This is a genomic window from Bifidobacterium panos (genome assembly GCF_012932445.1).
Classification (GTDB): Bacteria; Actinomycetota; Actinomycetes; order Actinomycetales; family Bifidobacteriaceae; genus Bifidobacterium; species Bifidobacterium panos.
This window is the reverse complement of record NZ_JAAIIJ010000026.1, coordinates 36,217-59,768: the sequence shown is the minus strand read 5'-3', so window position 1 is coordinate 59,768 and position 23,552 is coordinate 36,217. Positions and strand designations below refer to the sequence as shown.

The 23,552-nt window shown below is 59.7% G+C and carries 13 protein-coding genes and 1 tRNA gene; 4 read left to right on the top strand and 10 right to left on the bottom strand.

Features of this window, described 5'->3' with window-relative positions; translation table 11 throughout:
• Nucleotides 1-148 precede the first annotated feature (148 nt).
• Nucleotides 149-1,093: a ParA family protein gene (locus G1C94_RS07000; RefSeq protein WP_172146840.1), complete on the top strand. Its 945-nt coding sequence runs from the start codon at nucleotides 149-151 to the stop codon at nucleotides 1,091-1,093.
• Between the two features lies 1 nt (nucleotide 1,094).
• Nucleotides 1,095-2,255, top strand: coding sequence for a ParB/RepB/Spo0J family partition protein (locus G1C94_RS06995; protein WP_172146834.1), 1,161 nt, complete (start codon nucleotides 1,095-1,097; stop codon nucleotides 2,253-2,255).
• 96 nt (nucleotides 2,256-2,351) lie between these two features.
• On the opposite strand, the gene G1C94_RS06990 is transcribed toward G1C94_RS06995, so the two are convergent.
• Genes G1C94_RS06990 through G1C94_RS06975 form a run of 4 tightly spaced genes read right to left on the bottom strand, consistent with a single transcriptional unit; the run spans nucleotide 2,352 to nucleotide 9,815 of the window.
• Nucleotides 2,352-3,362, bottom strand: a complete 1,011-nt coding sequence (locus tag G1C94_RS06990; protein WP_172146832.1) for an NAD(P)/FAD-dependent oxidoreductase — start codon at nucleotides 3,360-3,362, stop codon at nucleotides 2,352-2,354.
• 56 nt (nucleotides 3,363-3,418) lie between these two features.
• Complete coding sequence (locus G1C94_RS06985; RefSeq protein WP_172146831.1) at nucleotides 3,419-6,967, bottom strand: murein biosynthesis integral membrane protein MurJ; 3,549 nt, start codon at nucleotides 6,965-6,967, stop codon at nucleotides 3,419-3,421.
• The gene (locus G1C94_RS06980) at nucleotides 6,964-9,093 is read right to left on the bottom strand and encodes a DUF6049 family protein (protein ID WP_172146830.1); all 2,130 of its coding nucleotides are present in this window, start codon (nucleotides 9,091-9,093) and stop codon (nucleotides 6,964-6,966) included. The genes G1C94_RS06985 and G1C94_RS06980 overlap by 4 nt, the downstream gene beginning before the upstream one ends.
• A gap of 14 nt (nucleotides 9,094-9,107) precedes the next feature.
• A complete protein-coding gene (locus G1C94_RS06975) occupies nucleotides 9,108-9,815 on the bottom strand; it encodes an NUDIX hydrolase (RefSeq protein ID WP_172146829.1) in 708 nt (235 codons plus the stop codon).
• Nucleotides 9,816-9,901: 86 nt separating this feature from the next.
• On the opposite strand from G1C94_RS06975, the gene G1C94_RS06970 reads away from it, so the two are divergent.
• Nucleotides 9,902-11,317 carry a CCA tRNA nucleotidyltransferase gene (locus G1C94_RS06970; protein ID WP_172146816.1) on the top strand — a complete coding sequence of 472 codons (1,416 nt, stop codon included), beginning with the start codon at nucleotides 9,902-9,904 and terminating at the stop codon, nucleotides 11,315-11,317.
• Between the two features lie 114 nt (nucleotides 11,318-11,431).
• On the opposite strand, the gene G1C94_RS06965 is transcribed toward G1C94_RS06970, so the two are convergent.
• The 6 genes from G1C94_RS06965 to G1C94_RS06940 form a co-directional block, all read right to left on the bottom strand.
• Nucleotides 11,432-12,052, bottom strand: coding sequence for a LytR C-terminal domain-containing protein (locus G1C94_RS06965; protein ID WP_172146813.1), 621 nt, complete (start codon nucleotides 12,050-12,052; stop codon nucleotides 11,432-11,434).
• A 22-nt stretch (nucleotides 12,053-12,074) separates the two neighbouring features.
• Nucleotides 12,075-12,980: a 4-(cytidine 5'-diphospho)-2-C-methyl-D-erythritol kinase gene (locus tag G1C94_RS06960; protein ID WP_335341222.1), complete on the bottom strand. Its 906-nt coding sequence runs from the start codon at nucleotides 12,978-12,980 to the stop codon at nucleotides 12,075-12,077.
• A complete protein-coding gene (gene rsmA / locus G1C94_RS06955; RefSeq protein ID WP_172146810.1) occupies nucleotides 12,977-13,933 on the bottom strand; it encodes a 16S rRNA (adenine(1518)-N(6)/adenine(1519)-N(6))-dimethyltransferase RsmA in 957 nt (318 codons plus the stop codon). The genes G1C94_RS06960 and rsmA overlap by 4 nt, the downstream gene beginning before the upstream one ends.
• Before the next feature lie 21 nt (nucleotides 13,934-13,954).
• Nucleotides 13,955-15,487: an aggregation-promoting factor C-terminal-like domain-containing protein gene (locus G1C94_RS06950; protein ID WP_172146807.1), complete on the bottom strand. Its 1,533-nt coding sequence runs from the start codon at nucleotides 15,485-15,487 to the stop codon at nucleotides 13,955-13,957.
• Between the two features lie 373 nt (nucleotides 15,488-15,860).
• Nucleotides 15,861-15,934 (bottom strand) — tRNA-Thr (locus tag G1C94_RS06945).
• A 50-nt stretch (nucleotides 15,935-15,984) separates the two neighbouring features.
• Nucleotides 15,985-16,932, bottom strand: a complete 948-nt coding sequence (locus G1C94_RS06940) for a DsbA family protein (protein ID WP_172146787.1) — start codon at nucleotides 16,930-16,932, stop codon at nucleotides 15,985-15,987.
• A gap of 1,110 nt (nucleotides 16,933-18,042) precedes the next feature.
• Between G1C94_RS06940 and G1C94_RS06935 the strand changes: the two genes are divergently transcribed.
• Nucleotides 18,043-23,301 carry an InlB B-repeat-containing protein gene (locus tag G1C94_RS06935; protein ID WP_172146785.1) on the top strand — a complete coding sequence of 1,753 codons (5,259 nt, stop codon included), beginning with the start codon at nucleotides 18,043-18,045 and terminating at the stop codon, nucleotides 23,299-23,301.
• Nucleotides 23,302-23,552 lie beyond the last annotated feature (251 nt).

Below are 23,552 nucleotides of genomic sequence, written 5' to 3'. Positions count from 1 at the left end.
GGTGGGGAGGGGAGAGTGTGCAGTTATCCACACTTATCCACAGTGCTGGCATGCTCTGTGGATAAGCGGCTTGCCTGTCCATGCGAGCAGAGAGACTGGAGACTGCTACATTCTTAAAGGAGGAGACATGGCTGATCAGGAGTCACCAATGGAATCCGCCGAACAGACATTGCAACGCATTTTCGCATCAGGGAACTCTACGGTTGGATCCCAGATTGCGCAAGAGTCCGATCGGTACGCTCGGCTCCAACAGGCAACCTTCCCGAAGCCGGCGCAAACCAGGTTAATCGCCGTGGCCAATCAAAAGGGAGGCGTGGGCAAAACCACCTCCGCGGTGAACATTTCCGCGGCCTTGGCGCAGGCGGGGGCGCGTGTGCTGGTGATCGATCTCGATCCTCAGGGGAATTGCTCGACGGCGTTGGGCGTCAAACATGCTTCGGGCGAACCGTCGGTGTATGACGTGTTGGAGGGCAGGCTCACCATTGCCGAAGTCAAGCGCCCGTGCTCTGATTTCCCCAGTCTTGACGTCGTTCCGGCGTCCATTGATTTGAGCGGTGCGGAACTGGAAGTCGCCCAGCTGGAGAATCGTAATAACCTGTTGGATGAGGCTGTGCAGACGTTTCTGAACGATGCCGATGAACATTATGATTATGTGTTCGTCGACTGCCCGCCCAGCCTTGGGCTGCTGGTGATCAACGCCATGTGCGCCGTGCATGAAATGCTCATTCCGATTCAGGCGGAATATTACGCATTGGAAGGGCTTGGCCAGCTCATCAACACCATCGGTTTGGTGCAGGAGCACTTCAACTCCAATCTGATTGTCTCCACCATGCTGGTCACGATGTTCGACCGTCGCACATTGTTGAGCCATGAAGTCTATGACGAGGTGAAGAGCCACTATCCTTCCATAGTGCTGGATGCGACCATTCCCCGCACGGTGAAGATTTCGGAAGCGCCCAGCTTTGGGCAAAGTGTTATCGCCTACGATCCGCACGGTTTGGGTGCCATCGCCTATGCTGAGGTGGCTTTGGAGATAGCCCAGCGCTCCCCGTCTGTATTGGATGAAATCGCAGCCAGAATGAAGGAGGCCTGATATGGCATCGAAATCACGTCTTGGCAAAGGTCTCGGCGCGTTGTTCCCGGAACTGCCGGGCGAGCAGAAGAAGACAGCCGTTTCACGTGAAACCACGCCGAAATCCACGTCGAGCAAAACCAAACGTGCCGCCATGCCTGCCCTTCAGGAAATCAGCCATCCAAGCGACATGTTCTTCGGCGATACTTCCAAGAGCGATTCAAAGTCGAAGGTTTCACGTGAAACCACGAAAGCCAGTCAGGAAGAAAAGGTTGAATTGAAGCCTGTTTCCGGCGGCTATCTTGCCGAATTGAAGCTCGACGACATCGGACCGAACGCCCATCAGCCACGTTCCGTGTTCGACGAGGACGATCTCAACGAACTCGCCGCTTCCATCAAGGAAGTCGGTGTGCTGCAACCCATCGTGGTGCGTAAGCGCCCGGCCGCCCAGATCAAAGCGGCTCGTAAGGCGCAGTCCGATGTCAAGCCCGCGAACCGTTTCGATGGGCGAATGGACAGCGCATACGAACTCATCATGGGCGAGCGTCGTTGGCGTGCGTCGCAGTTGGCCGGATTGACGACCATACCGGCCATCGTCAAAACCACCGCCGATGACGATATGTTGCGCGATGCGCTGCTGGAGAACCTGCATCGCGTGGCTCTGAATCCGCTTGAAGAGGCCGCCGCTTATCAGCAGATGATCGATGAGTTCGGTTTGACGCAGGCGCAATTGTCGAAATCCGTGTCCAAATCCCGGCCGCAGATTGCCAATACGCTTCGACTGATGAATCTGCCGGTCTCGGTGCAGAAGAAAGTGGCCGCTGGGGTTCTTTCGGCGGGGCATGCCCGCGCGTTGCTGGGGTTGAGCAGCACGGAGGCGATGGATAAACTCGCCAATCGCATCATCGCCGAAGGATTGTCGGTGAGAAGCACCGAGGAAATCGTCTCGATGGAGAATATGGGCGATGACAAGCCCAAGAAGACCAGGGCGCGCAAGGGCGATCCGTGGGCGAACTCGCCGATTACCGCCAATCTGGAGAATCGTTTCGACACCAAGGTGTCCATCAAGGGCACGCCGAAGCATGGGCGCATCGAAATTGTGTTTTCGTCATCCGAGGACATGGAGCGTATTCTCGGTTTGCTTATGCCCGAGCAAGCCTCGACCAACGATAAGTGGATATAAGCGCCGGGTCTCTGCGTGCTTGCGTTCAGCAATGTCAGGTTGGTTTCGCTCGACTCGCTATACCCTGATGCCCTGTGTGACGGTGAAGGGGAGAGGCTAGCGAGCGGCGAGATAGTGCTGGGCGTCCAGGGCGGCGCGGCAACCCATGCCGGCGGCGCTGATGGCTTGGCGATAGGTGCGGTCGACGCAGTCGCCGGCGGCGAATATGCCGGGAGCGGAGGTGCGGGTTGACGCACCGTTGACGAGAATGTAGCCATCGGCGTCCGTATCGACCTGACCCCGCACGAACTCGGTGTCGGGAACGTGCCCGATGGCCACGAATACGGCGTCTGTATTCAGGGTGCCGGTTTCGCCGGTGGACGTATTGCGAATATCAATATGACTGACGCTGCCGACGGCTGGCTGGTTGTTCCCGAGCATGAGTTGCAGACCCGAAGCGGCGATATTACCTGGCGAGGGAGCGGCTTTGGAGCCGTGGATGGCCGTGACCACGGTGTTCGTCAGCAGTGTGAGTTTGCCATTCGCCCGGGCGCGCTCGACCATGATCGCCGACGCTCGGAATGTATCGCGACGGTGAATAAGCGTGACCGAAGAGGCGAAGCGCGTCAGATACAGCGCTTCCTCGAATGCGGAATCGCCGCCTCCGACGACGACGATGGGTTTGTCTTTGAAAAAGAAACCGTCGCAAGTGGCGCAATAGGAAACACCATGGCCTGAGTATTCAACCTCGCCGGGAACGCCAAGCTTGCGATACCGCGAACCTGTGGCGATGATGACCGTGCGGGCCTTAAGCGGGGAACCGGAGGCAAGCGCGACGGTTTTCACCGACGAGGCGGCATCGTCAACGGCCGTGACATTGTCAGCAACAAGATTGGCGCCGAAACGCTCGGCCTGGCGTTGCATCGCATCCATAAGCTCCGGCCCCAGAATGCCCTCGGGAAAACCGGGATAATTCTCGACCAATGTCGTATTGACGAGCTGGCCTCCGGGGGCGGTGGCACCGGTGACGACGAGCGGGTGCAGACCAGCTCGGGCCAGATAGATGGCGGCGGTGTAGCCGGCCGGGCCGGAACCGATAACGACGGCTTCATGGATGGTTTCGCTCATAGTATCCATAAGCTTATAACGCTTGCCGCTTTCGTGCCGTGCTTAAGCTGTGAGCACTACCACTTGACGAGGAGATCGGTGACATCGATGATTTCGATATCGTCGGATTCGCCGGCGGCCTGCTGGCTCGAGGAATTCTCGTTCGATGTGCCATTCTCGCTGTCACCGAACGGCACATTGTTGAAATTCGTGTCCGACCAGTTGTTGTTTTCCACATCCTTCGGATTGACTGAATTGCCATTCCCGATGAAAGTATGGATGGCAAAAGCCAAAGCCACAACCACCGTCACCGCGGCGACGGCGACCACCACAGTGGCAGTGGTGGCTTTGCCGAACAGGCGGCGATTTGCCAGATCGTTACGCGAATCATCCTCATCACCCGACGCATGCTTCGTTTGCGGCGCGAAGCTTGGAGGTTGCGTCCAACCAGCCGGCTCGGAGGTGCCGGGCTGAGCAACATTAGGCTGGTCAGCGCCGGGCTGAGCGACACCAGGCTGGGCGGTGCCAAATTGAGCCGCGCCGCCTACGCGGAAAGCGCTGACGTCAAGCGCTTGGGTGGGCAGATTGCCGGTGCTCGCAGACGGTATATACGTCGTCATCTCACCAGGCATCATATTCACGGATACCGGATCGGTTTGGAATGAAAAATCGTTGAACAAATCGGCGCTACGGTATTTCTGGGATTGCCCATTATCGCCGTTCGAGTCGCGCTTCTGCCACAGATTGGACGATTTGCTGGCGGCACTGGCCAATTTGGCGAGATTTTCCTCGCCCTTCTCCATCGGCTCCGGTTTCTCCGGTTTCTCTTGTTCTTCCGGTTTGCTGGGCGTCTCTTCAGGCGTACGCGCGATGGTTAAATCGCGCAGCTTCTGCCTGGAAATAACGTCGCTTGGCAACTGCATCAATTGCCTATCATCCACATGCCGCAACGCCGTCGTGGCAATGGAACCTTCGCCGGCGTCATTCGGCAAGGCGAGATCCTGATCGGAAAGTTCACGAAGCGGCGTCCATTCGCCCAGCAATGCAATGATTTCGCTCAACGACATCATGGGTTCGATGCGCGCGTCTCCATCGTTCAACCCCAGCCCTCGGCTGATAATCACACGGAATTCGCTGGGCACCTCTTCGCCCACCTGCTGCATGTCGAAAACGGTGTCCACATCCGATGGGGTTTTCGTCACCAACGCATACAGCACCGCGGCCAGCTGGCGAATCGTCAACGGCTCACCGTCCATCTCGGCAGGGGCGTGGGTGGGTTCGACCAACAGGTTGGCTATTACGGCATCGGCGATTTCAAGGCCATTGCTGGAGATGCGTATGGTGTCGGTGGAAAGACGCGGCGCGCGCACCGTAGCGGCCAGCATGGCGGTTTCGCCGATTATGGAACGTATCGCCTCCATGCTCAGCACATCGTGCGTCCGCCCATACAAGTATTCCGTCAACGACAATCCGGCTTCCATGTCGGTGATCAGAACAGCCGCATCGCCGGCCTTGCGGAACTGCATCACCTGGGTGAAACCAGGCCGACGGCCCACCGACGATACCGCGGAAGATATCTCCTCCAACGCGTCCGTCGCGGTGATGATGAACAGCTGGCAGCTGCGGTCGAGCACGCGGTCGTTCGCTTTCCAAGCCTGTATACCCGGTTCGTTGCGCACTGAAGCGACCAATGTGTACCGATTGAACAAGGTATCTGCCAACTGGGGCTCCATCATTCCTCCAACTCCGTCCCGAGCAGGCGATTGCGCCGATATATGCGCCCGCACGGTCACCATTTTAGTCACGGGAATGGCCGACACGGCCGCCCTTTCGACTTTCTTTTCCTCCGCTGGCTCTTCTGTCGATTTTTCTGTCGATTCCTCCATCGGCTTCTCTACCGGCTCTTCCGTCGGTTCCGTCGATTCTTCCACCGACGGCGGGGCCGGCGGTGCCGGTGGAACGGCGGCGGGATCAGCATTCGAGGCCCCGCGCGACAGCTTGGCGGTCAGTTGGGTCAGCAGGGCGGTGAACTCCCCGCAACGCAACGCGACGAGCGCGCCGGCATACACAACAGCAAGAAGGATTGTCGATATCACGCAGAAACCGATTGCCTGGAACCAATTCAACCTGCCGTGCGAGGGGCTGGCGCCGAGCAAAGACATAATCGGGTTGGTAAGCAGCCAAGCCACCAAACCGGCCACAACGGCGGCGGCGCAGGTTTTGGCATAGGTCATGGCGATGCGCCGTCCGTCCATATACCCTTCAAATCGGCGGCGCATCATCAACACCAAAGCGGGGAAACATAGCGTATAGCCAAGAGTCGATGTCAACGCGACGCTGATCGCCCAATATCGAGGCGGGAACACAACAGTGCAGCCCAAAACGAGCACCACCTGGGTGACATGGACCGCGCATTGGAAGAGGAAAGGATGCTTGCCGTCTTCAAAGGCGTAGAAAGTGCGCTGAATGAGCAGATAGGCGCTGGTGAATGGCAATCCCAGCGCAAGCATGATCAGCGGCCCGGAAATCAGCTCCGCTTTGGCCACATCGACGCTGGGCAGCAGCGCAATGGTGATCGGCACCGGCATCACAGCCATCGCCGCCGCGAAGAACATCATCATAATGCTTAAGTTGCGCAACGAGGCGCTTAAGTCGGCGCGTGCCGCATCGAGATTGGCGTCGGCAACGGCGCGTGAGATTTTCGGGAAAATCGCCGTCGCGATGGACACCGCGATCAAGGAATACGGCAGGATGTACAGCGTAAAGGCGTACTGGTAGGAGGCGTTGCCGGCGATGCCATACAGATCCCCGCCGGCGGCGGGAGCGCCGTTGGTGATGCGCGTGTTGATGATGTTCGCCAACTCCTGCACCACCATCACGCCGAAACTCCACGCGGCCACCGGCCCCATGGATCTCAGCCCGATGCCATGTATCCCGAAACAGGGGCGGTATCTGAAGCCCAAACGCAACAGCGGCACGAACAGCACCAGCGCCTGGAACGCCACGCCCAGCGTCCACGTGCCGGCTGTGAGCACCACCTTCGATGTCGTCCAGAACGCGAGCGGTGCCTGGCTCGAGGGGCCGAACAGCATCAGAAACAGTACGAATCCCAAGCAACTGATAACGTTTGCACCCACCGAACTCCACGCATAGGTGGCGAAATTGTCTTTCGCGGCGAGAATCTGGCCGAGCACGGTATATAAGCCATAAAAGAAAACCTGCGGCATGCACCACAGCGTGAACGAATTGACCAAGGCGCGCTGCGCCGCGTTCCAGCTGGAATCGAGATAGAGCATGGTGAGCAGCGGCGTGGCGGCCATCATGAGCAACGTCAGCGCGAGCAGCATGATCATTGCCAGCGTGACGAGCTTGTTCAGCTGCGTTTCGGCGTCGCGGTCCTTCAAGGTGCGCACGATTTGCGGCACCAGCACGGCGTTGAAAATACCACCGGAAATCACCGTGAACAGCACTTGGGGAATCATCGCGCCGGTTTGGTAGGCATTCGCGGCGATGCCGGTGGTGCCCAGACATGCGGCGAGCAGGATGGTGCGGATCTGGCCGGTGATGCGCGAGGCCATCGTGCCCGAGGCCATGATCAGTGAGTTGCGGTTGACATTCGAGCTCATTCGTCGGGGTCCTTCTTGCGGTGGAACTGGCGCCACAGGCCAAGCAGACCAAACGCGACGGCGATGGCGACGATGGCGAATCCGGTCATATCGCTGATTTTCAGCACGCAATTGATGGTTGTTTTCTGCGGCTGCCCGAACTGATTGCCGTCGTGGTCTTCCAGTGTGATGGTCGCCGTCGCCTTGCCGGAGGTGGCCGCCCGCAAGCTGAACGTCACTTGGGCTTCGGCGTGCGCGGGGACGGTGACCGTAGTGCGGCGCGAGGTGGCGATTTCGGGCGAATCGCTGATTGAGGAGACGCACACTTCCACCGGATATGGGGTGCCGTTGCTGACGGTCACCGGCATGGAAGCGGTTTCGGAGAGCATGGTCACCGTTTCGGAGGGGGTGAGCGCGATGCCGTTCAGCAAGGTGCTGGAAAGATGGTTCGCGCCGGCGAGCATGGCACTTGCGATTGCGCCGTCCGCATCATTGCCGGCCATGGCGTGCAGCGCGAGCGTGTCGTGCACGTTCAGCATCTGCTCGATCCATGCGTCGCGTGGATATTCGCTGGTTTTGTTGGCATCCTGGCGAGCCAACGCCTGGGCGTCGTCCGACTGTTTGTCGTCGTTGCTGATGATGCTGTCGCGGAAACGGATGATGCTCGCGCGCGCCGCCGACAGGGTGGAAAGCGCATCGGCAACGGCTTTGGTTTGCTTGTCGCTCAGGCCGGTTTCTTGGGGGATATTGGCCTGCGCCTGCTCGCCGGTGGCGTATGGCGTGGTTGCAGCGAGTGTGTTCAGATCCGTGATTTCCAGCCAGGAAGAGGCTTCGACGGCGCTCATGAAACGATCGATGGTGATTGCGTTTGCATTGGTGTCGAAACAGACCAGAAGATTGCGCTGGGTGTATGGCTGCTCCATCTGGTAGAACGCGCTTTGCGCGACGAACCGGGCGAGACGTCCGGCCTCGGTGGATTCAGCCTGCGCGTGCTCGTCGGTGGCTTTGCCCTTGGCCAAATTGCTCAGTTCGCGCTGCTCCACCAGCACGGTGACATCCCCGGCCTCGGTGGACACCACATTGGTTCCGGTATGCACGGTGCCGGTGTCCGAGGATTCAAAATCATAAGTGGAGATCACCGTCGTATACCCTTGGCGACGCGCCTCGGCAAGTGCTTTGCTTGTCCAACGCCCCTCGCCTTGCCATGCGATGGTGGCGGTTGTCGCTTTGTCGTCGCCCAGCGCCTTGCGATATTGCGCCAATGCGGCGTCGCTGTTCCACGCCGTTGCCGCCAGGCCGGCGTCGGTGTAGCTTTGCGCGTCGCCGCCCGCGGCGTAGGCAGTGATGTCGAACGCGGCGGGTTGCATCACCGCCGTCACTTGCGGCGGCACGGCGAGGGCGTTGAGATACGTGGGGTCGGCGACGGTTTGCAGTTGGGAATGCTTTGACAGCGTGTCGCTGAACGTGCGGTCAAGTCGTGTGTGGTCCGCGTCGAGCGTGACGGCATTATCGTCGCGTTCGTCAGTCTGCTCGTTCTGGTTGCGCGTTGCCGTTTTGCCTTTAACCAGCGAATCCAAGGTCTCGTTGTTCGCTTGCCAATGGCTGCTTGCCAGGGGCATGACCATGGTGATTTGCATGGCGGGCGTGGCGGCATTGTCCAGCCCGTCGCGCGAACGGGTGAGGAAGGAGCGCAGGTGCACCGTCTCGTCGTCATGCGTATAGGCGGCCAGCAAAGGCTTCGGCCCCCATGACGATATGCGTTTGAGCGCGGCGTTGTCGGCCGGCGCATCGATGGTCACCGTGGCGCTTTGCCCCGCGGCGATCGCCGGCACATGGGCGCTGCCGAGTTCGTCGGTTGCGGGAATGGCGTTTTCCTCTTGCGCCCATTCCTGCATATCGGTGCGCGAGGTGAAGGTGTACATCGCGTTGAGATATAACGCGAGATTGCCTTCCGACCATGGGGTATCGCCATTGTTGGTGATTGTGGCTTTGAAATGATATCCCGACGTATCGCTGACCACGGCGGTCGACTCGTCGACGCTTAAGGTTTGCTCGTCGGTCGCGGCCTGCGCACCCGGCACGGCAGCCACCGCGCAAGCCACGACCATCATCAAGCTCAACATGCACGACACGACGCGCCGCGACATTCGCACAAAACGCCTCACTCGCCCGCCTGCCTGTTCATCTTGCGCGCATACATCCATGCGATTCTACGTTCGTTGGGATAGCTGAGCACGTCGTCCAAATCCTCGAAATCCACCCAAATTGCGTCTTCCGCCTCGTGATCCGGATCCCCATCGACGCTTAAGATCCCGCCAATCTGCTTCAAGGCGAAATGATGCACGAGCTTATGCACGCGCTGTGAGGTGCCGGTGAACCAATAGTCGATGGTGGCGATGGAATCGACGACCTCGCCCAGGATGCCGGTTTCCTCATGCACCTCGCGCACCGCCGTCTGCTGCGGTGTCTCCCCTTTTTCGATATGTCCCTTGGGCAGGCACCATTCCAGATGCCCGCTGCGCGAATGTCGCGCGATGATCGCCACGCGATTGCGGCTGTCGAACACCAGCCCGCCGGCGGAATACTCGCGCACCACCGGCAACTCCTGCGCGTCCAACGAAGCGAAGGTGGTGGGGCCGTCCGTCGTGCGTTTGGGGGGCATCATGGCGGGGGTGGGATTGTGTGATGCCGATGAGTCGGGCAGCGCCTCCGATATCGTCACGGAGGCGAAATCCGCGCCGTATTCACGCGCTTCGTCGGATTCGCAAGTATAGAACGGCTGGCTGGGATCGGAGGGCTTTAGGGTACGCTTTGCCGCAGCATCGTTGGCGCGTCTGAGCATGCGCGCAAGATCTGCGGGAGTAATCATAATTCCCACCTTACCCAAAGCCATGTCGATATAGGGTAACGGTATGCTGGTGGTCGTAAAAGAAACGATGTGAAAGGGCTTCGCAAGTGAACGTTGAAGTGTGGCCGGAAGCCATGGAACTGGGGCGCATGTTCGCCGACGAGGGGTATGAACTGTCGTTGGTGGGCGGTCCGGTGCGTGATCTCTTGTTGCATCGGCCCAGTCATGACCTTGATTTCTGCACTTCCGCGCGCCCTGAGCAATTCGAGCCGATTCTGCGCAGGTTCGGCCGCGATGGTTTTTGGGATATGGGCCGCAAGTTCGGCACGCTGGGTGCGATGCGCCGGCGCGACGACGGCACCGCCGTGCAGGTGGAGGTCACCACATATCGCGCCGACACCTATGATCCGGATTCGCGCAAGCCTGAAGTCGCCTATGGCGACACATTGGAAGGCGACCTGTCGCGCCGCGATTTCACCATCAACGCCATGGCCTTGCGCGTGCCGGATCTGCAATTCGTCGATCCCTTCGGCGGTGCCAACGATTTGGCCAAGGGGGTGTTGCGCACGCCTGTCGATCCCCGTCAGTCATTCGATGACGACCCGTTGCGCATGATGCGTGCCGTGCGGTTCGTGGCTCAGCTGGGGTTTGGCATCGAGCCGGGCACCGCCGAGGCGCTCGCCGATATGACCGAGCGCATCCGCATCGTTTCGGCCGAGCGCGTGCGGGATGAATTGACCAAACTGCTGCTGTCCGACCGCCCGCGCGCCGGAGTCGAGGCGCTTGTCGAATCGGGGTTGGCGGATATCGTATTCCCGGAAATCGTGGCGTTGCAACTGCAGATCGACGAACATCACCGCCACAAGGACGTGTTCGAACACACCATGATCGTGCTCGACCGCGCCGTGGCGTTGGAAACCGACGATGACGGCCCGGTGCCGCGCCCTGACCTGACGTTGCGCCTGGCCGCGCTGATGCACGATATCGGCAAGCCGAAAACCCGCAGATTCGAGCCGGGTGGCAAGGTGAGTTTCCATCATCATGATGCGGTGGGCGCGAAGCTGACGCGCAAACGTTTGCGCGCGTTGCGTTTCGACCATCATCTGATCGAGGACGTCAGTGAGCTGGTCAACCTTCACTTGCGTTTCCACGGATATGTCGACGAACCGTGGACCGATTCCGCCGTGCGGCGCTATGTCAAGGATGCCGGGCCGCTCTATGAGCGCTTGAACCGGCTGACCCGCGCCGATGCCACCACGCAGAACCGGCGCAAGGCGATGGTGTTCTCGTCCGCGATGGACGAGATGGAGGAGCGCGTGCGCGAATTGAAGAAGAAAGAGGACTTCGACGCGATCCGCCCTGATATCGACGGCAACGAAATCATGCAGCTTCTCGGGCTTGAACCCGGGCCGATGGTCGGGCGAGCCTACAAGCACATGCTTGAATATCGCCTTGACAACGGCCCTGTCGAGCGCGAGGTGGCCATCGAGGAGTTGAAGCGCTGGTACGCGCAGATTGACTGAACCTCCGGCTGATTGCGGATTTTGCTTTGGCTGTTTTGCTTTGGCTGCGGTTTGCGGTTGGTCTCACACCTGACCTAGCCGCAGCAGCCAAGCGCAAGATTTTAGTTGACCTTATTAGTTAACCTCAGTATGCTCGCTGGCCTTGGGCAGACCGGTTGCCTTCATCTCATCCACGGTTTTGCAACCCTGGAAATCCTTGATGGTACCGCCCTTTTTCCCCTTTTCCAGGTTGTTGAACGTGGCGCCGACCACCACATCGACCAAGCGGTCGCTGCGATCGTCCATCACCATCACCGCATCGGTGAAATAGGCATTGAGAGTGTAAGCGGGGTTGATGGCGTTTTCGCCGAAGTAGATCGTGGTGCGCTCCACATTGTGGCTGGTGTAGTCATCGACACCGGTCACATTGAACTGATAATCCTGCAACGCCTCGCCGACGGCCTTGGCAAGACCCGCGAACTCGGTGCCGTTGCGCACGCGCACGGGAACGGTGTTGGGCTCCGACCAGTTCATGGCGGTGCCGTCCTCGTTCTTCGCGGAGCAGGGAACGGCTTGCCCGTAATTCGGCTCATCGGCGGTTTTGGCGCCGGTGCTGATGTTGATCACCTTGAAGTAGAACAGGGAGGCCACTACAAGCGCCACAACCAAAATCGCGGCGGTGATGGAAAACACTCTCTTCTGACGATTGCGAATATACGCTTTACGGGCTGCACGCTCGTCATACACTTCGCTCATGCTCTGCCTTTCTCTACTCGTTTTAGCTTATCGTGCAACCGTGACGCTTCAACATGGGTTCGGCCGGCGCTTCGGCCGCGATGATGCGATCCACGCTTCCGCTGTGCTGCCAAGCCGCAACCACAGCCTGACGGATGGCCGGCGTCGGGGTGAATGCCACCACTGATGGGCCGGAACCGGAGACGAAGGCGTGCCGCGCCCCCGCACCCAATGCCGCGGCAATCGCCTCGCCGCTGCGCGGGTGCAAGCTGATGGCCGCCCGTTGCAGATGGTTGTCGTCGCCCTCACCGGCGCCCAGACGGTCGAACGCGGCGTACACTTGCGGCGTGCTCAGCTGTGAGCGATAGGCCCCCACCACCAGGGAGCCGCAGTAGCCTTGCCGTCTCAAAACCGCGGCTTCATCGCAATCAGGTGCGATCGCTTCGGTTCGTTCACCGCACCCGGTGCCGTGCGCATAGCCGCCCGCAATGCAAAACGGCATGTCCGAACCCAACGTGGCCGCCACTCGCTTCAGGCGCTCAAGCGGCCAGTCGAGTTCCCACAGCTCGTTCAAGGCGAGAATCGTTCCGGCCGCATCGGTGGAGCCGCCGGCCAGGCCCGCGCCCACCGGAATGCGTTTGTCGATGGACAGGGCGACATCCGGTTCGCGCCCGGCCTCTTCGGCCATGGCGAACAGGGCGAGCACCGCGTGGTTGCGCCGCATGTCCGCCGAAGACAGATCGCCGAGATGGTCCCCTTCAAGTTCCAGCGAGAACCCGGTGCCGGGCGGCTTCAACGTGGCGGTGAGCGTGTCGGCGAGACTGATCGCGCAATAGATGGTGTCGAGTTCGTGCCGCCCGCCCCACTGTTCGCGGGGGTCGCCCACATGAAGCGTGAGATTCGTTTTCGCGGGGCAATCCACGCTGACACAGACAGGTGCGGTGCTCACTCTTGCTCCTCCATCGCGTTGGGTGACGTGGGGGTTCCAGCCGATTCGACCGATTCAGTCGCTTCGGTTGCTTCGACAGCTTCGACCGCTTCGGCCAGCGCCATGAAATCATCGACACTCAACGTTTCCCCGCGCCGCGTCGGGTCGATATGCGCCCGCTCGAACACCCGCGGATCAACGTGTTTCTTCAGTGCCGCGTGCAGGGTCTTGCGTCGCGCGGCGAACGCCATGTCGATAAGCGCAAACGTGGGTTTGCGCAATTCTCGCGGCCGCGGTGCCGTCGACTTGGTGAACCGCACCAGTGCGGAATCCACATTCGGCGCCGGCCAGAACACATTGCGCCCGATGGTTCCCACCCGTTTCGCCTGCCCGTACCACGCGAGTTTCACGCTCGGCGTGCCATAGATCTTATTGCCGGGCTCAGCAGCCAGACGGTCGGCCACTTCCTTCTGAACCATCACCACAAACGAATCGAGATGGTTGAAACGCTCCAACAGCGTCAGAATGATCGGCGTCGCCACGTTGTACGGCAGATTCGCCACCAGCGTGAACGGCTTGCCATCGGCGAACTCAGGCAACTGCTCGGGGCCGACGTCAAGGGCGTCACGGTTGACGACGGTGAGGCGCTTGGCCGCCTCGGGCATGAATTCGGCCACGGTTTGGCCCAAGCGCTCGGCCAGCGGCGGGTCTATTTCCACAGCCGTCATCGTCGCGCCCGTTTCGAGAATCGCCAGCGTGAGGGAGCCCAGCCCGGGGCCGACTTCCAGCACATGCGTGTCGGCGGTGACGTCGGCCTGCCGCACGATGCGGCGCACGGTGCCCGGGTCGATGACGAAATTCTGCCCGAACTTCTTGGTCGGGCTGATGCCGGCTTCGTCGGCGATGCGGCGAATGTCGGCCGCGCCGAGCAGACGGCCGGATGGCGCAGATGCGATGATATCGATATCACTCATAGTGGGGGGCAGTCTTTCGAATCAGTACCAGTGCTTTTCCAGCCAGAATTCCTTGGCTTTGCTTGGGCTGCCATATCGGTTGGCGATGTAGTTCAAGCCCCAGTCGATTTGCACAGCCGCATCGTCGCGGTAGTTCGCCCCCATTTTCTCTGGTGGCAATGCCTGCGGGATGCCGTAGGCGCCTGAACTCGGATTTTCCGCATTCCAGCGCCAGCCGGACTCGTGGTTCCAAAGCCACACCAGCGCATCCCAATCCGCGTCCGTCCAGCCGCGTTGGGCCGACGCTGCGGCGGCATACGTCTGGGCTTGAGCCACGCTGGGGTGCCAGAGCCCGCCGGTGCCAGAATCACTTGAGTCGGTGTTGCCGGAGTCGGTCTTGTCGGTGTTGGTGTTGCCTGAATCGGTGTTGCCTGTGTTGCCTGAGTCGGTATTGCCTGAGTTGGTGTTATTGGAATCGGTCTTATCGGAGTTGGCATTGTCCGCATCGGTTTTCGATCCGTCGGATCCATTGTCGGTTTTGGAGTCGTCCTGCTTCTTATCGGCTGTGTTCTTGTCGGCTGTGTTCTTGTCGGCTGTATCGCTGTCGTTCTTATCGGCCTTATCGCTGTCTTTGCCCGTATTGTTCGTATTGCCCGTATCGTCCTTATTGCCGTCCGACGTGTCCGCATCGGCCTGGCCATTGCCCTCATCCGAACTTTCGGCCCGCTCGGGCCCGACGGCCACGATCTGGTCGAGCACCGCCGTGACGGTGGTCTCGCTCTCCAGCGTCTCGCTTTCAGCCACGCCGTCGACATAAGTGACGTTGTAAACCTGCCGGGTTTCACCATTCTGGCCCTGCTGCACAACTTTGGTTTCGCCGGGTTGCAACGAAGAATCGGTGACAGTTCGCGTGTCGAACGCCACCGTCTTGCTGCGCGTTTCCTGACCGTGGGTCACTCGCTTGACGCGCAGAATCGTCTTGCCCGCGTCCTGCTCGACGCTGATGCGGTCCTCCTTGCCGACGCTGATGCCCTTGGAATCGAGAATGGACGCCGCCGGCAGTTTGCCGTTCGGTGCCTCGGAGGTTTTCCCGTCGGCGATCACCGTCACCGGGCCGTCCTTGTTGATTACCAAGCCGCCGGTGAGCTGGTTGTAAATATTGCCAATATTCACGCTGACTTCGGCGGCCTTGCTCTCGTTGGCCTTGAAGAAGCCGATGAGCTGATCCGCACTGTCGGCCACCGTCCAGAACGGAATCTCCTCACCATTGACAGTCATGGTGATCTGATAGGCACTGCGCACCGTGACGACCGCGCGATCCGCCAGCATATTGCCCGAAGAAGACTCGACCAGATCGTGGCTCCTGATGGTCACACCCTGCTCCTCAAGCAAGCGCTCGACACTCAGCGCACAGGTTCGCACCGTGGTGGTCTCGCCGTTGATATTCAGCGCGACGGCCTTGTTGGAGCTCACAGCGAACATCGCCGCACAGACGGCCGCCGTAGCCACCACGCACACGACGACGCGAACGCGACGCAGCGTCACAAAACGCCGCGGTGTCCATCTGCGCGCCATATTGCAACCTCTTTCCGTCCGCCTCCATAAGGCTCCACAAAGCTCCACAAAGCTCCACAAGCCTCAACGGGCTAACCATCCGCACTCATCGTAATAACCGCGAATGGTTTGACGGCGCGATGTCGCCAAGCGCTCCCTATTTCCCCACAAATGCCAAGCCCCCAGCCTCGAAGCGGAAGCCGAAAATAAAGAAAGTAAAAGGGGGCGGGCGTGAAGGGGGGAAGCCCGCCCCCTGGATTGGGCGGAGCCAATGGGGGTGCGCTCCTACCCTATCGGGGAGTCAATGGGGGGTGACTTCCCCGATCTTACTCAAGATAAAGATCTTATGCTTGTAGCAACAATTTTTAATTGTACCCTATACACAGGAAAAGTGAGCCTCTTGTCGGGATCGAACCGACGACCTGCCGCTTACAAGGCGGCCGCTCTGGCCATCTGAGCTAAAGAGGCGTGTGTATAAGTTACTGAAGAAGCATATCAGTTACGGCGGGACGAAACGCTCACAGATTGTCGTACAGCGGTTTGCCCTCGCTGCCGATCGACGGCAGCTCACCTTCAACCCCCACCTTGTCCTCGCTGATGCCCAGCGAGGCGAGCAAGGCTTCCTTGGCATCATCACCGGTCGACTGCGCCTTATTCATATCCCAGTAGTAGCCGTTGATGGTGGTGGTGGGCGTGGTCATCTGGCCTTTGTAGTCGCCGGAGGTGTTCCACAGCTCGCTGCGCTTGGGCGTGTACGCGTCGATGGCCTTCAGCCATGTGGTGTATTGGTCGGTGACGGAGGCGTCCACCACACTTTGCGACACGCCGGCTTTCAGCGCCTGCTCCTGCATCTGGCTGTCGGAGGTCTTGACGCCCGAACCTTCCTCGGGCTGGAAGTCCTTGTCGTACATATTCGTGATGAAATCGAGAATATGGTCGGGGTTCTTGTCATGATCGATGATGTAGAGCAACATGTTCGCCGCTCGCGTAGAGTAGCTGTCGGAACTCCAGCGATCACCGAACGACATGGGGTGCAGCTCGATGTTGACTTGGCCGGCGTCGAGCATCTTTTTCAGCGTAGGATCGACGGTGCGGTTGAACTTGCCGCAACCGGAGCACATAAAATCCATATAGACGCTCACCGTGGGCACGTCCTCGACGGGCTCGTTCACGCCGTTCTTCGACAGCAGAATGCCGCCCTTGCTGTCGGCGGTTTCCGGTTTGGTCTCGACCTGCTGAAGCTGTTCATACGCCTGATCGACGGTGAGTTCGCTGCTCTCGTCGGATTTGTTCCAGGGCTGCCAGACGAGCAGGCAGATGGTGATGGTGAGAATGGCGATGATGGCCACCACAATGCCGCTGATGATGGTTTGCTGCCGATGCTCCTTGGCAAGCTGCTCGACTCTCGCCTGTTCGGCGGCGATACGCTCGGCATGCAGTTTGCGGCGTGTTTCCTTAGAGGCCATACGTAATCCTTCGCTATAACTCAGCTATAACTCAACAACCTCCCTCAGTGTAACCAACGGACAGCCCGGACGAACAGCCCGGACGAACAACCCGGACGAACAGCCCAGTGGGCTGTTCGTGTCGATATCAACGGGCGACGTCGTTTGGCGGTAATAGTCCGTCCCGTGTTCTCTGTAGACCCATGCCGACGTTGCGAAGTCGTTCCCTGCGTGTTTGAGCCACAGTGTCCATTGCTATTGTTCTCGGTCTGTTTTGAGTCGCAGTGCGCTCGCTATTGTTCTTGGTTTGTCTTGGGTTGCAGCGCTCGTCTCTTGTTCTTAGTAGGTACGTTTAGTTTTCGTGGTTGTTTGACTAGTCCGGTGTCTGCGGCGGATGTTGCCGTGTTCGACACCCTCCGGGCCGGTAGGCCAAGTCTTACGTCTCACACGTCAACATCCGCCTAAGCCATTCTGGCGTAGCCGGTTTGTCCCGCCTTGGCGGGCCCCCGCTGGCGGGGGCTGTCGCGCGGATGCGCGACTGGGGGTGGTCACATTAGGCACGTGTCTGGTCCAACCACCCTCAGTCGCGCAGACGCGCGACAGCTCCCGCCAGCGGGAGCCCTAGGCTGTGATTCCTTGTCATTTCGAGCAGCGTGTCCCCGTCCTTTGTCATTTCGAGCAATGGACAGCCCAGTGGGCTGTCCATTTCGATATCAACGGGCGGTGTCATTTTGCGGTGGTAGATCATTCCCGTGTCCTCTGTAGACCCATGCCGACGCAGCGAAGTCGTTTCCTGCGTGCTTGAGTCGCAGTGTCCACTGCTATCGTTCTGGGCTTGTCTTAAGTCGCGGTGCCCATCCATCCCGTTTTCAGTGTGTGTTCCGTCGTTCCGTTCTCGTTTTCTCCTCTTGTGACACGCCGGGTGATTTTGTTTCCCTCTTGTGGGGTTTGCCGGTGTTTGTCCCGGAATGGTGCGGTTGGGTTGTTCCGGTGTTGCGATCGCTGGAACTTGCCCCGTTGTTCGGCAGTCGTGGGGGGGGGAATCTTTGATGCTGAATAAGTTTCGCGCGCCTGGCTGGACGGTTCGGCTGTTGCGTGGTTGCGCGGGGAGTGTTGTGAAGGAGTTTTGCGATGATGGATCGTGTTGCTGGGCGTCCCGTATGGCGGTGCGTGTGCGCGGTGATTGCAGTGATCGCGACGATGTTTGCGGTGATGGTGGCGCCGATGGCCCGGGCGGACGACGACAAGCCGGTGGTGACGCTCAACGAGGATCAGAAGACCCTTGTCAGCATAGGCGACGCGGCCACGGGTGCCTCGTACAAGCTGGACAAAGCGACAGTCACGGGCGCCAGCAGTTCGTATATCGTGGTGCAGGTCGATTCGGGCTATTTCTCGCCGAGTGCGAATGCTCCGGCGGGTGCGACGCCGGTGGACGCGTTGGGCAGTACGGGCGCGTATGTGGATAATGCCAGTACGGCTGTGGCTGCCGGTGGGCAGTATTCGTATATCACGTTCAAGTCGACGGATGGCAATGCGAGCATAACCCCGGAGAGCCTGCAGACGTATCTGCAGGGTTTGACGTTCACCACGAGCGGCGACACGAAGCAGAACGTGACCGTCAACGCCGTGAGCAAGGCGTTGAAGGTCCAGGACTCGAATGGCAATGACACGGCGTACAACGTGACTCTGTATAACAATCACGCTTACACGTTCGTCAACAAGGTCGAGGCTTGGACTGCTGCGTATGCCGATGCGAAGAAGCTGACGTTCCTTGGTCAGCAGGGTCATTTGCTGACTATTGAGTCGGCTGAGGAGCACAACCTGATCTACAAGTCGTTCAAGAATAAGCCTGGTTGGATGGGTGCAAGCAGTTTTACGTCTGAGGCTACTGCGAATTCTAATCCTGAGGCGTTCGCTATCACCAAGCAGGCCGATGATGGTGATGATTGGGGTACGAATTGGTATTGGGTGACGGGCTCGAGCGCCGGTACGAAGTTCTGGCAGGGTATCACCTCGGCCGGTAAAAAGAACGGTGACGTATACGTCAACTGGAGCGCCAAAGAACCCACCGGCATGTGGAATGGCACGCAGGAAGGTTGCGGCCAGTATGGTTACGGAGATACGGGCACGTGGAATGATCTGACGTGTGCCACGACGAATACAACCCACAATCAGGGTTTTTATGTTGAGTTTGAGGGTTTCGATTTTGACGAGGTTTCCGCTGCGTCGCAGCGTGTGAGTGTGACGTATGACTTGGACGACGATAAGGTCACGAGTAGTACGACTGATACGAAGGTGTTGACGGGTGTGGAGTATTCGACGACGTTGACGGCGGCTGCGGGTCGTACGTTGGATACGTCGTCGGTGAAGGTCACGGTGGGTGGCAATGAGCTTGCCACCGCGGATTACACGTTTGAGTCGTCCACGGGCAAACTGACGGTTCCGGCTGCGAAGGTGACCGGTGATGTGAAGGTGTCGGCGAAGGTGATGCGCAACGTGACGTTTAACGTGGGCACGGACGGCGCGATGAAGGATGCGTCCACTCCTTTGTCCTTGTCGGTGGCGTATGGGGCGAAGGTGTCTTCTGGCAAGAGTTCCTCGGGCGCGAGCTTTAAGCAGCCGGATGTCACGGCGAATGAGGGTAAGCGGTTTACCGCTTGGCTGGCGAGTGTGGATGGCGTGGAGGACCAGATGTATCAGCCCTCTGGGGTTGGTGATGCGGATGTGACGTCGGATATGACGTTCACCGCGCAGTACAAGGATTTGGTGACGGTCACCTTCGATTACGGCGGCGGCAAGGACAAGAACGGCAAGGATTCCGTGTCGATGTCCGGCGTGAAGGACGAGGAATACGACATCCCGGATGGGACGACGGCCCTGTCGCGTGACGGTTACACGTTCTCGGCTTGGAGTCCGGTGCCGTCGGGCACGTATGGTGATTCGGATGAGACGTTCACGGCCCAGTGGGACGCGAACACTAATACCGAGTACACGGTTGAGCATTATCTGCAGAACGTGGACGACGATGAGTACACGCTCCAGTCCAAGGATACGGAGACGAAGCAGGGTACGACGGATCAGGATACCGATGCCAAGGCGAAGACCTATACGGGTTTCATGGCTCCCACGGAGGTGACGCAGGAGAAGATCGCCGGTGATGGTTCGACGGTGGTGAAGATTCAGTACACGCGCAACAAGTATGATGTGACGTTCGACGCGAACGGGCATGGTGCCGCGCCTTCTGGGTTGACGGGTGTCAAGTATGGGGCGCAGGTTGCGAAGCCCGCTGCCGATCCGTCGGAGGCTGGTTACACGTTCGGTGGCTGGTATACGGATGCGGCGTGCGCCGATGAGGACAAGTGGGATTTCGCCAAGAGCACGATGCCGGCCGAGAATCTGACGCTGTTTGCGAAGTGGACCGCGAATACGAACACGAAGTACACGGTGGAGCATTATCTGCAGAACGTGGACGATGACGAGTACACGCTCCAGTCCAAGGATACGGAGACGAAGCAGGGTACGACGGATCAGGGCACCGATGCCAAGGCGAAGTCCTATACGGGTTTCACCGCTCCCACAACGGTGGCGCAGTCGAAGATTGCCGGTGATGGTTCGACGGTGGTGAAGATTCAGTACACGCGTAACAAGTATGATGTGACGTTCGACGCGAACGGGCACGGCACCGCGCCGGAGAAGGTGACGGGTGTCAAGTATGAGGCGCAGGTTGCAAAGCCCGGTGATCCGTCGGAGGCTGGTTACACGTTCGGTGGCTGGTACGAGGATCAGAAGTGCACCGATGCGAAGAAGTGGGATTTCGCCACGTCCAAGATGCCGGCCAAGAATCTGACGCTGTATGCGAAGTGGACGCCGAATACGGACACCGAGTACACGGTGGAGCATTACTTGCAGAACGTGGACGATGACGAGTACACGCTCCAGTCCGAGGATACGGAGACGAAGCAGGGTACGACGGATCAGGATACCGATGCCAAGGCGAGGTCCTATCCGGGTTTCATGGCTCCCACAACGGTGGCGCAGTCGAAGATTGCCGGTGATGGTTCGACGGTGGTGAAGATTCAGTACACGCGCAACAAGTATGACGTGACGTTCGACGCGAACGGTCACGGCACCGCGCCCTCTGGGTTGACGGGTGTCAAGTATGAGGCGCAGGTTGCGAAGCCCGGCGATCCGTCGGAGGCCGGGTACACGTTCGGTGGCTGGTATACGGATGCGGCGTGCGCCGATAAGGACAAGTGGGATTTCGCCACGTCCAAGATGCCGGCCAAGAACCTGACCCTGTACGCGAAGTGGACCGCGAACACGGACACCGAGTACACGGTCGAGCATTATCTGCAGAACGTGGATGACGACGACGAGTATACGCTCCAGTCCAAGGATACGGAGACGGGGCACGGTACGACGGATCAGGATACCGATGCCAAGGCGAAGTCCTATACGGGTTTCACTGCTCCCGCGGAGGTGGCGCAGTCGAAGATCGCCGGTGACGGCAAGACTGTCGTGAAGATCTACTACACGCGTAATAAGTATGATGTGACGTTCGACGCGAACGGGCATGGTGCCGCGCCTTCTGGGTTGACGGGTGTCAAGTATGAGGCGCAGGTTGCGAAGCCCGCTGCCGATCCGTCGGAGGCTGGTTACGCGTTCGGTGGCTGGTATACGGATGCGGCGTGTGCCGATAAGGACGAGTGGGATTTCGCCACGTCCAAGATGCCGGCGGAGAACCTGACGCTGTATGCGAAGTGGACCGGTAATCCGTATGTGGTGAGGTTCGATGCGAATGGTGGTGCGGGTGACATGTCCGACCAGTCGTTTGTGTATGGCGAGGCGCGTGAGTTGTCGGCGAACGCGTTCGAGCGTGACGGTTACGGGTTTGCCGGGTGGAACACCCAGGTCGATGGCGCGGGCGTGTCCTATGCGGACGGCCAGCGGGTGAGCGACCTGACCGCCGAGAACGGCGGGACGGTGACCCTGTACGCCCAGTGGGCGGGCAACAAGTACGACATCACGTACAACCCGGACGGCGGCGCGCTGCCGACGGACGCGCCGAAGACTCACACGTACGGTGAGGAGACGAAGCTGCCCACCCCGACGAAGGACGGTTATACGTTCGACGGCTGGTACGACGAGGCCGGCAACAAGGTCGACGCCATTCCCACCGATGCCAAGGACATGAAGATCACGGCCAAGTGGACCGCGGACGAGTACGACATCACGTACGACCCCAATGGCGGTACCCTGCCCGAGGACGCGCCGAAGACCCACACGTATGGCCAGGAGACGAAGCTGCCCACCCCGGCGAAGGACGGTTACACGTTCGACGGTTGGTATGACGAGGCCGGCAAGAAGCTCGATACCATTCCCACTGACGCCAAGGACATGAAGGTCACCGCGAAGTGGACCGCGGACGAGTACGGCATCACGTACGACCCGGACGGCGGCACGCTGCCGACGGACGCTCCGAAGACCCACACGTATGGCCAGGAGACGAAGCTGCCGACTCCGACTCGTGACGGCTACACGTTCGACGGCTGGTATGACGAGGCCGGTAACAAGGTCGACACTATCCCCGCCGGCGCGCAGGACATGAAGATCACCGCGAAGTGGAAGGGCAACGAGTACGACATCACGTACGACCCGGACGGCGGCACCCTGCCGACGGACGCTCCGAAGACCCACACGTATGGCCAGGAGACGAAGCTGCCGACTCCGACTCGTGACGGTTACACCTTCGACGGCTGGTATGACGAGAACGGCAATAAGATCGATACCATTCCCGCCGATGCGCAGGATCTGAAGATCACGGCCAAGTGGACCGCGGACGAGTACGGCATTACGTACGACCTGGACGGCGGTACCCTGCCGGCCGATGCTCCGAAGACTCACACGTATGGTGAGGAGACCGAGCTTCCGACTCCGACTCGTGACGGTTACACGTTCGACGGTTGGTATGACGAGGCCGGTAACAAGCTCGACACCATCCCCGCCAATGCGCAGGATATGAAGATCACCGCCAAGTGGACTAAGAACGCCGACACTGACAATGGTGGCAACACCGACGCCACCGGCGACAACGACGGTGCCAAGTATGATCCGAATGGCGGCGCCATGCCGGAGGGTTGGACCGGTGCGGACGGCACGTTGCCCACTCCGACCCGTGAGGGCTACAAGTTCGACGGCTGGTATGACGACGAGGGCAACTTGGTCACCAGCCTGAAGGATGCCGAGGGTAAGACGCTGCACGCCAGGTGGACCAAGCTGAACACTCTGGCTTCCACCGGCGCCACCGCTCTGGCCGCTGGCGTGACCGCTCTGGCCTTGGCCGCAGCCGGCGTAACAGTAGGCATCCTGCGCCGCAAGCGCTCCCGTTGATTACGTTCTCATTGATTAAAAGCCCAGGCCTTTCGTCGGCCTGGGCTTTTTGTTCTTGGCTCCCGTGTTTGGGTTCGCGCGCTCGCGACGCTATCGCTGCTCGCTGTTACGAAGAGCCCCCTTTGGGGCGGATGTTGCCGTGTGAGACGTAAGACTTGGCCTACCGGCCCGGAGGGTGTCGAACACGGCAACATCCGCCCCCCAAGGCACGGGCCATTGCTTAGCAAACGTGCTTTCCCGCTGTTTTTGGT

Excerpts from the sequence above, each read along its gene's own strand:
- G1C94_RS06990 (WP_172146832.1), bottom strand. The coding sequence starts at position 3,362 with ATGAGCGAAACCATCCATGAAGCCGTCGTTATCGGTTCCGGCCCGGCC.
- G1C94_RS06950 (WP_172146807.1), bottom strand. The coding sequence starts at position 15,487 with ATGGCGCGCAGATGGACACCGCGGCGTTTTGTGACGCTGCGTCGCGTT.
- rsmA (WP_172146810.1), bottom strand. The coding sequence starts at position 13,933 with ATGAGTGATATCGATATCATCGCATCTGCGCCATCCGGCCGTCTGCTC.
- G1C94_RS06980 (WP_172146830.1), bottom strand. The coding sequence starts at position 9,093 with ATGTCGCGGCGCGTCGTGTCGTGCATGTTGAGCTTGATGATGGTCGTG.
- G1C94_RS06965 (WP_172146813.1), bottom strand. The coding sequence starts at position 12,052 with ATGAGCGAAGTGTATGACGAGCGTGCAGCCCGTAAAGCGTATATTCGC.
- G1C94_RS06940 (WP_172146787.1), bottom strand. The coding sequence starts at position 16,932 with ATGGCCTCTAAGGAAACACGCCGCAAACTGCATGCCGAGCGTATCGCC.
- G1C94_RS06975 (WP_172146829.1), bottom strand. The coding sequence starts at position 9,815 with ATGATTACTCCCGCAGATCTTGCGCGCATGCTCAGACGCGCCAACGAT.
- G1C94_RS06935 (WP_172146785.1), top strand. The coding sequence starts at position 18,043 with ATGATGGATCGTGTTGCTGGGCGTCCCGTATGGCGGTGCGTGTGCGCG.
- G1C94_RS06995 (WP_172146834.1), top strand. The coding sequence starts at position 1,095 with ATGGCATCGAAATCACGTCTTGGCAAAGGTCTCGGCGCGTTGTTCCCG.
- G1C94_RS06985 (WP_172146831.1), bottom strand. The coding sequence starts at position 6,967 with ATGAGCTCGAATGTCAACCGCAACTCACTGATCATGGCCTCGGGCACG.
- G1C94_RS07000 (WP_172146840.1), top strand. The coding sequence starts at position 149 with ATGGAATCCGCCGAACAGACATTGCAACGCATTTTCGCATCAGGGAAC.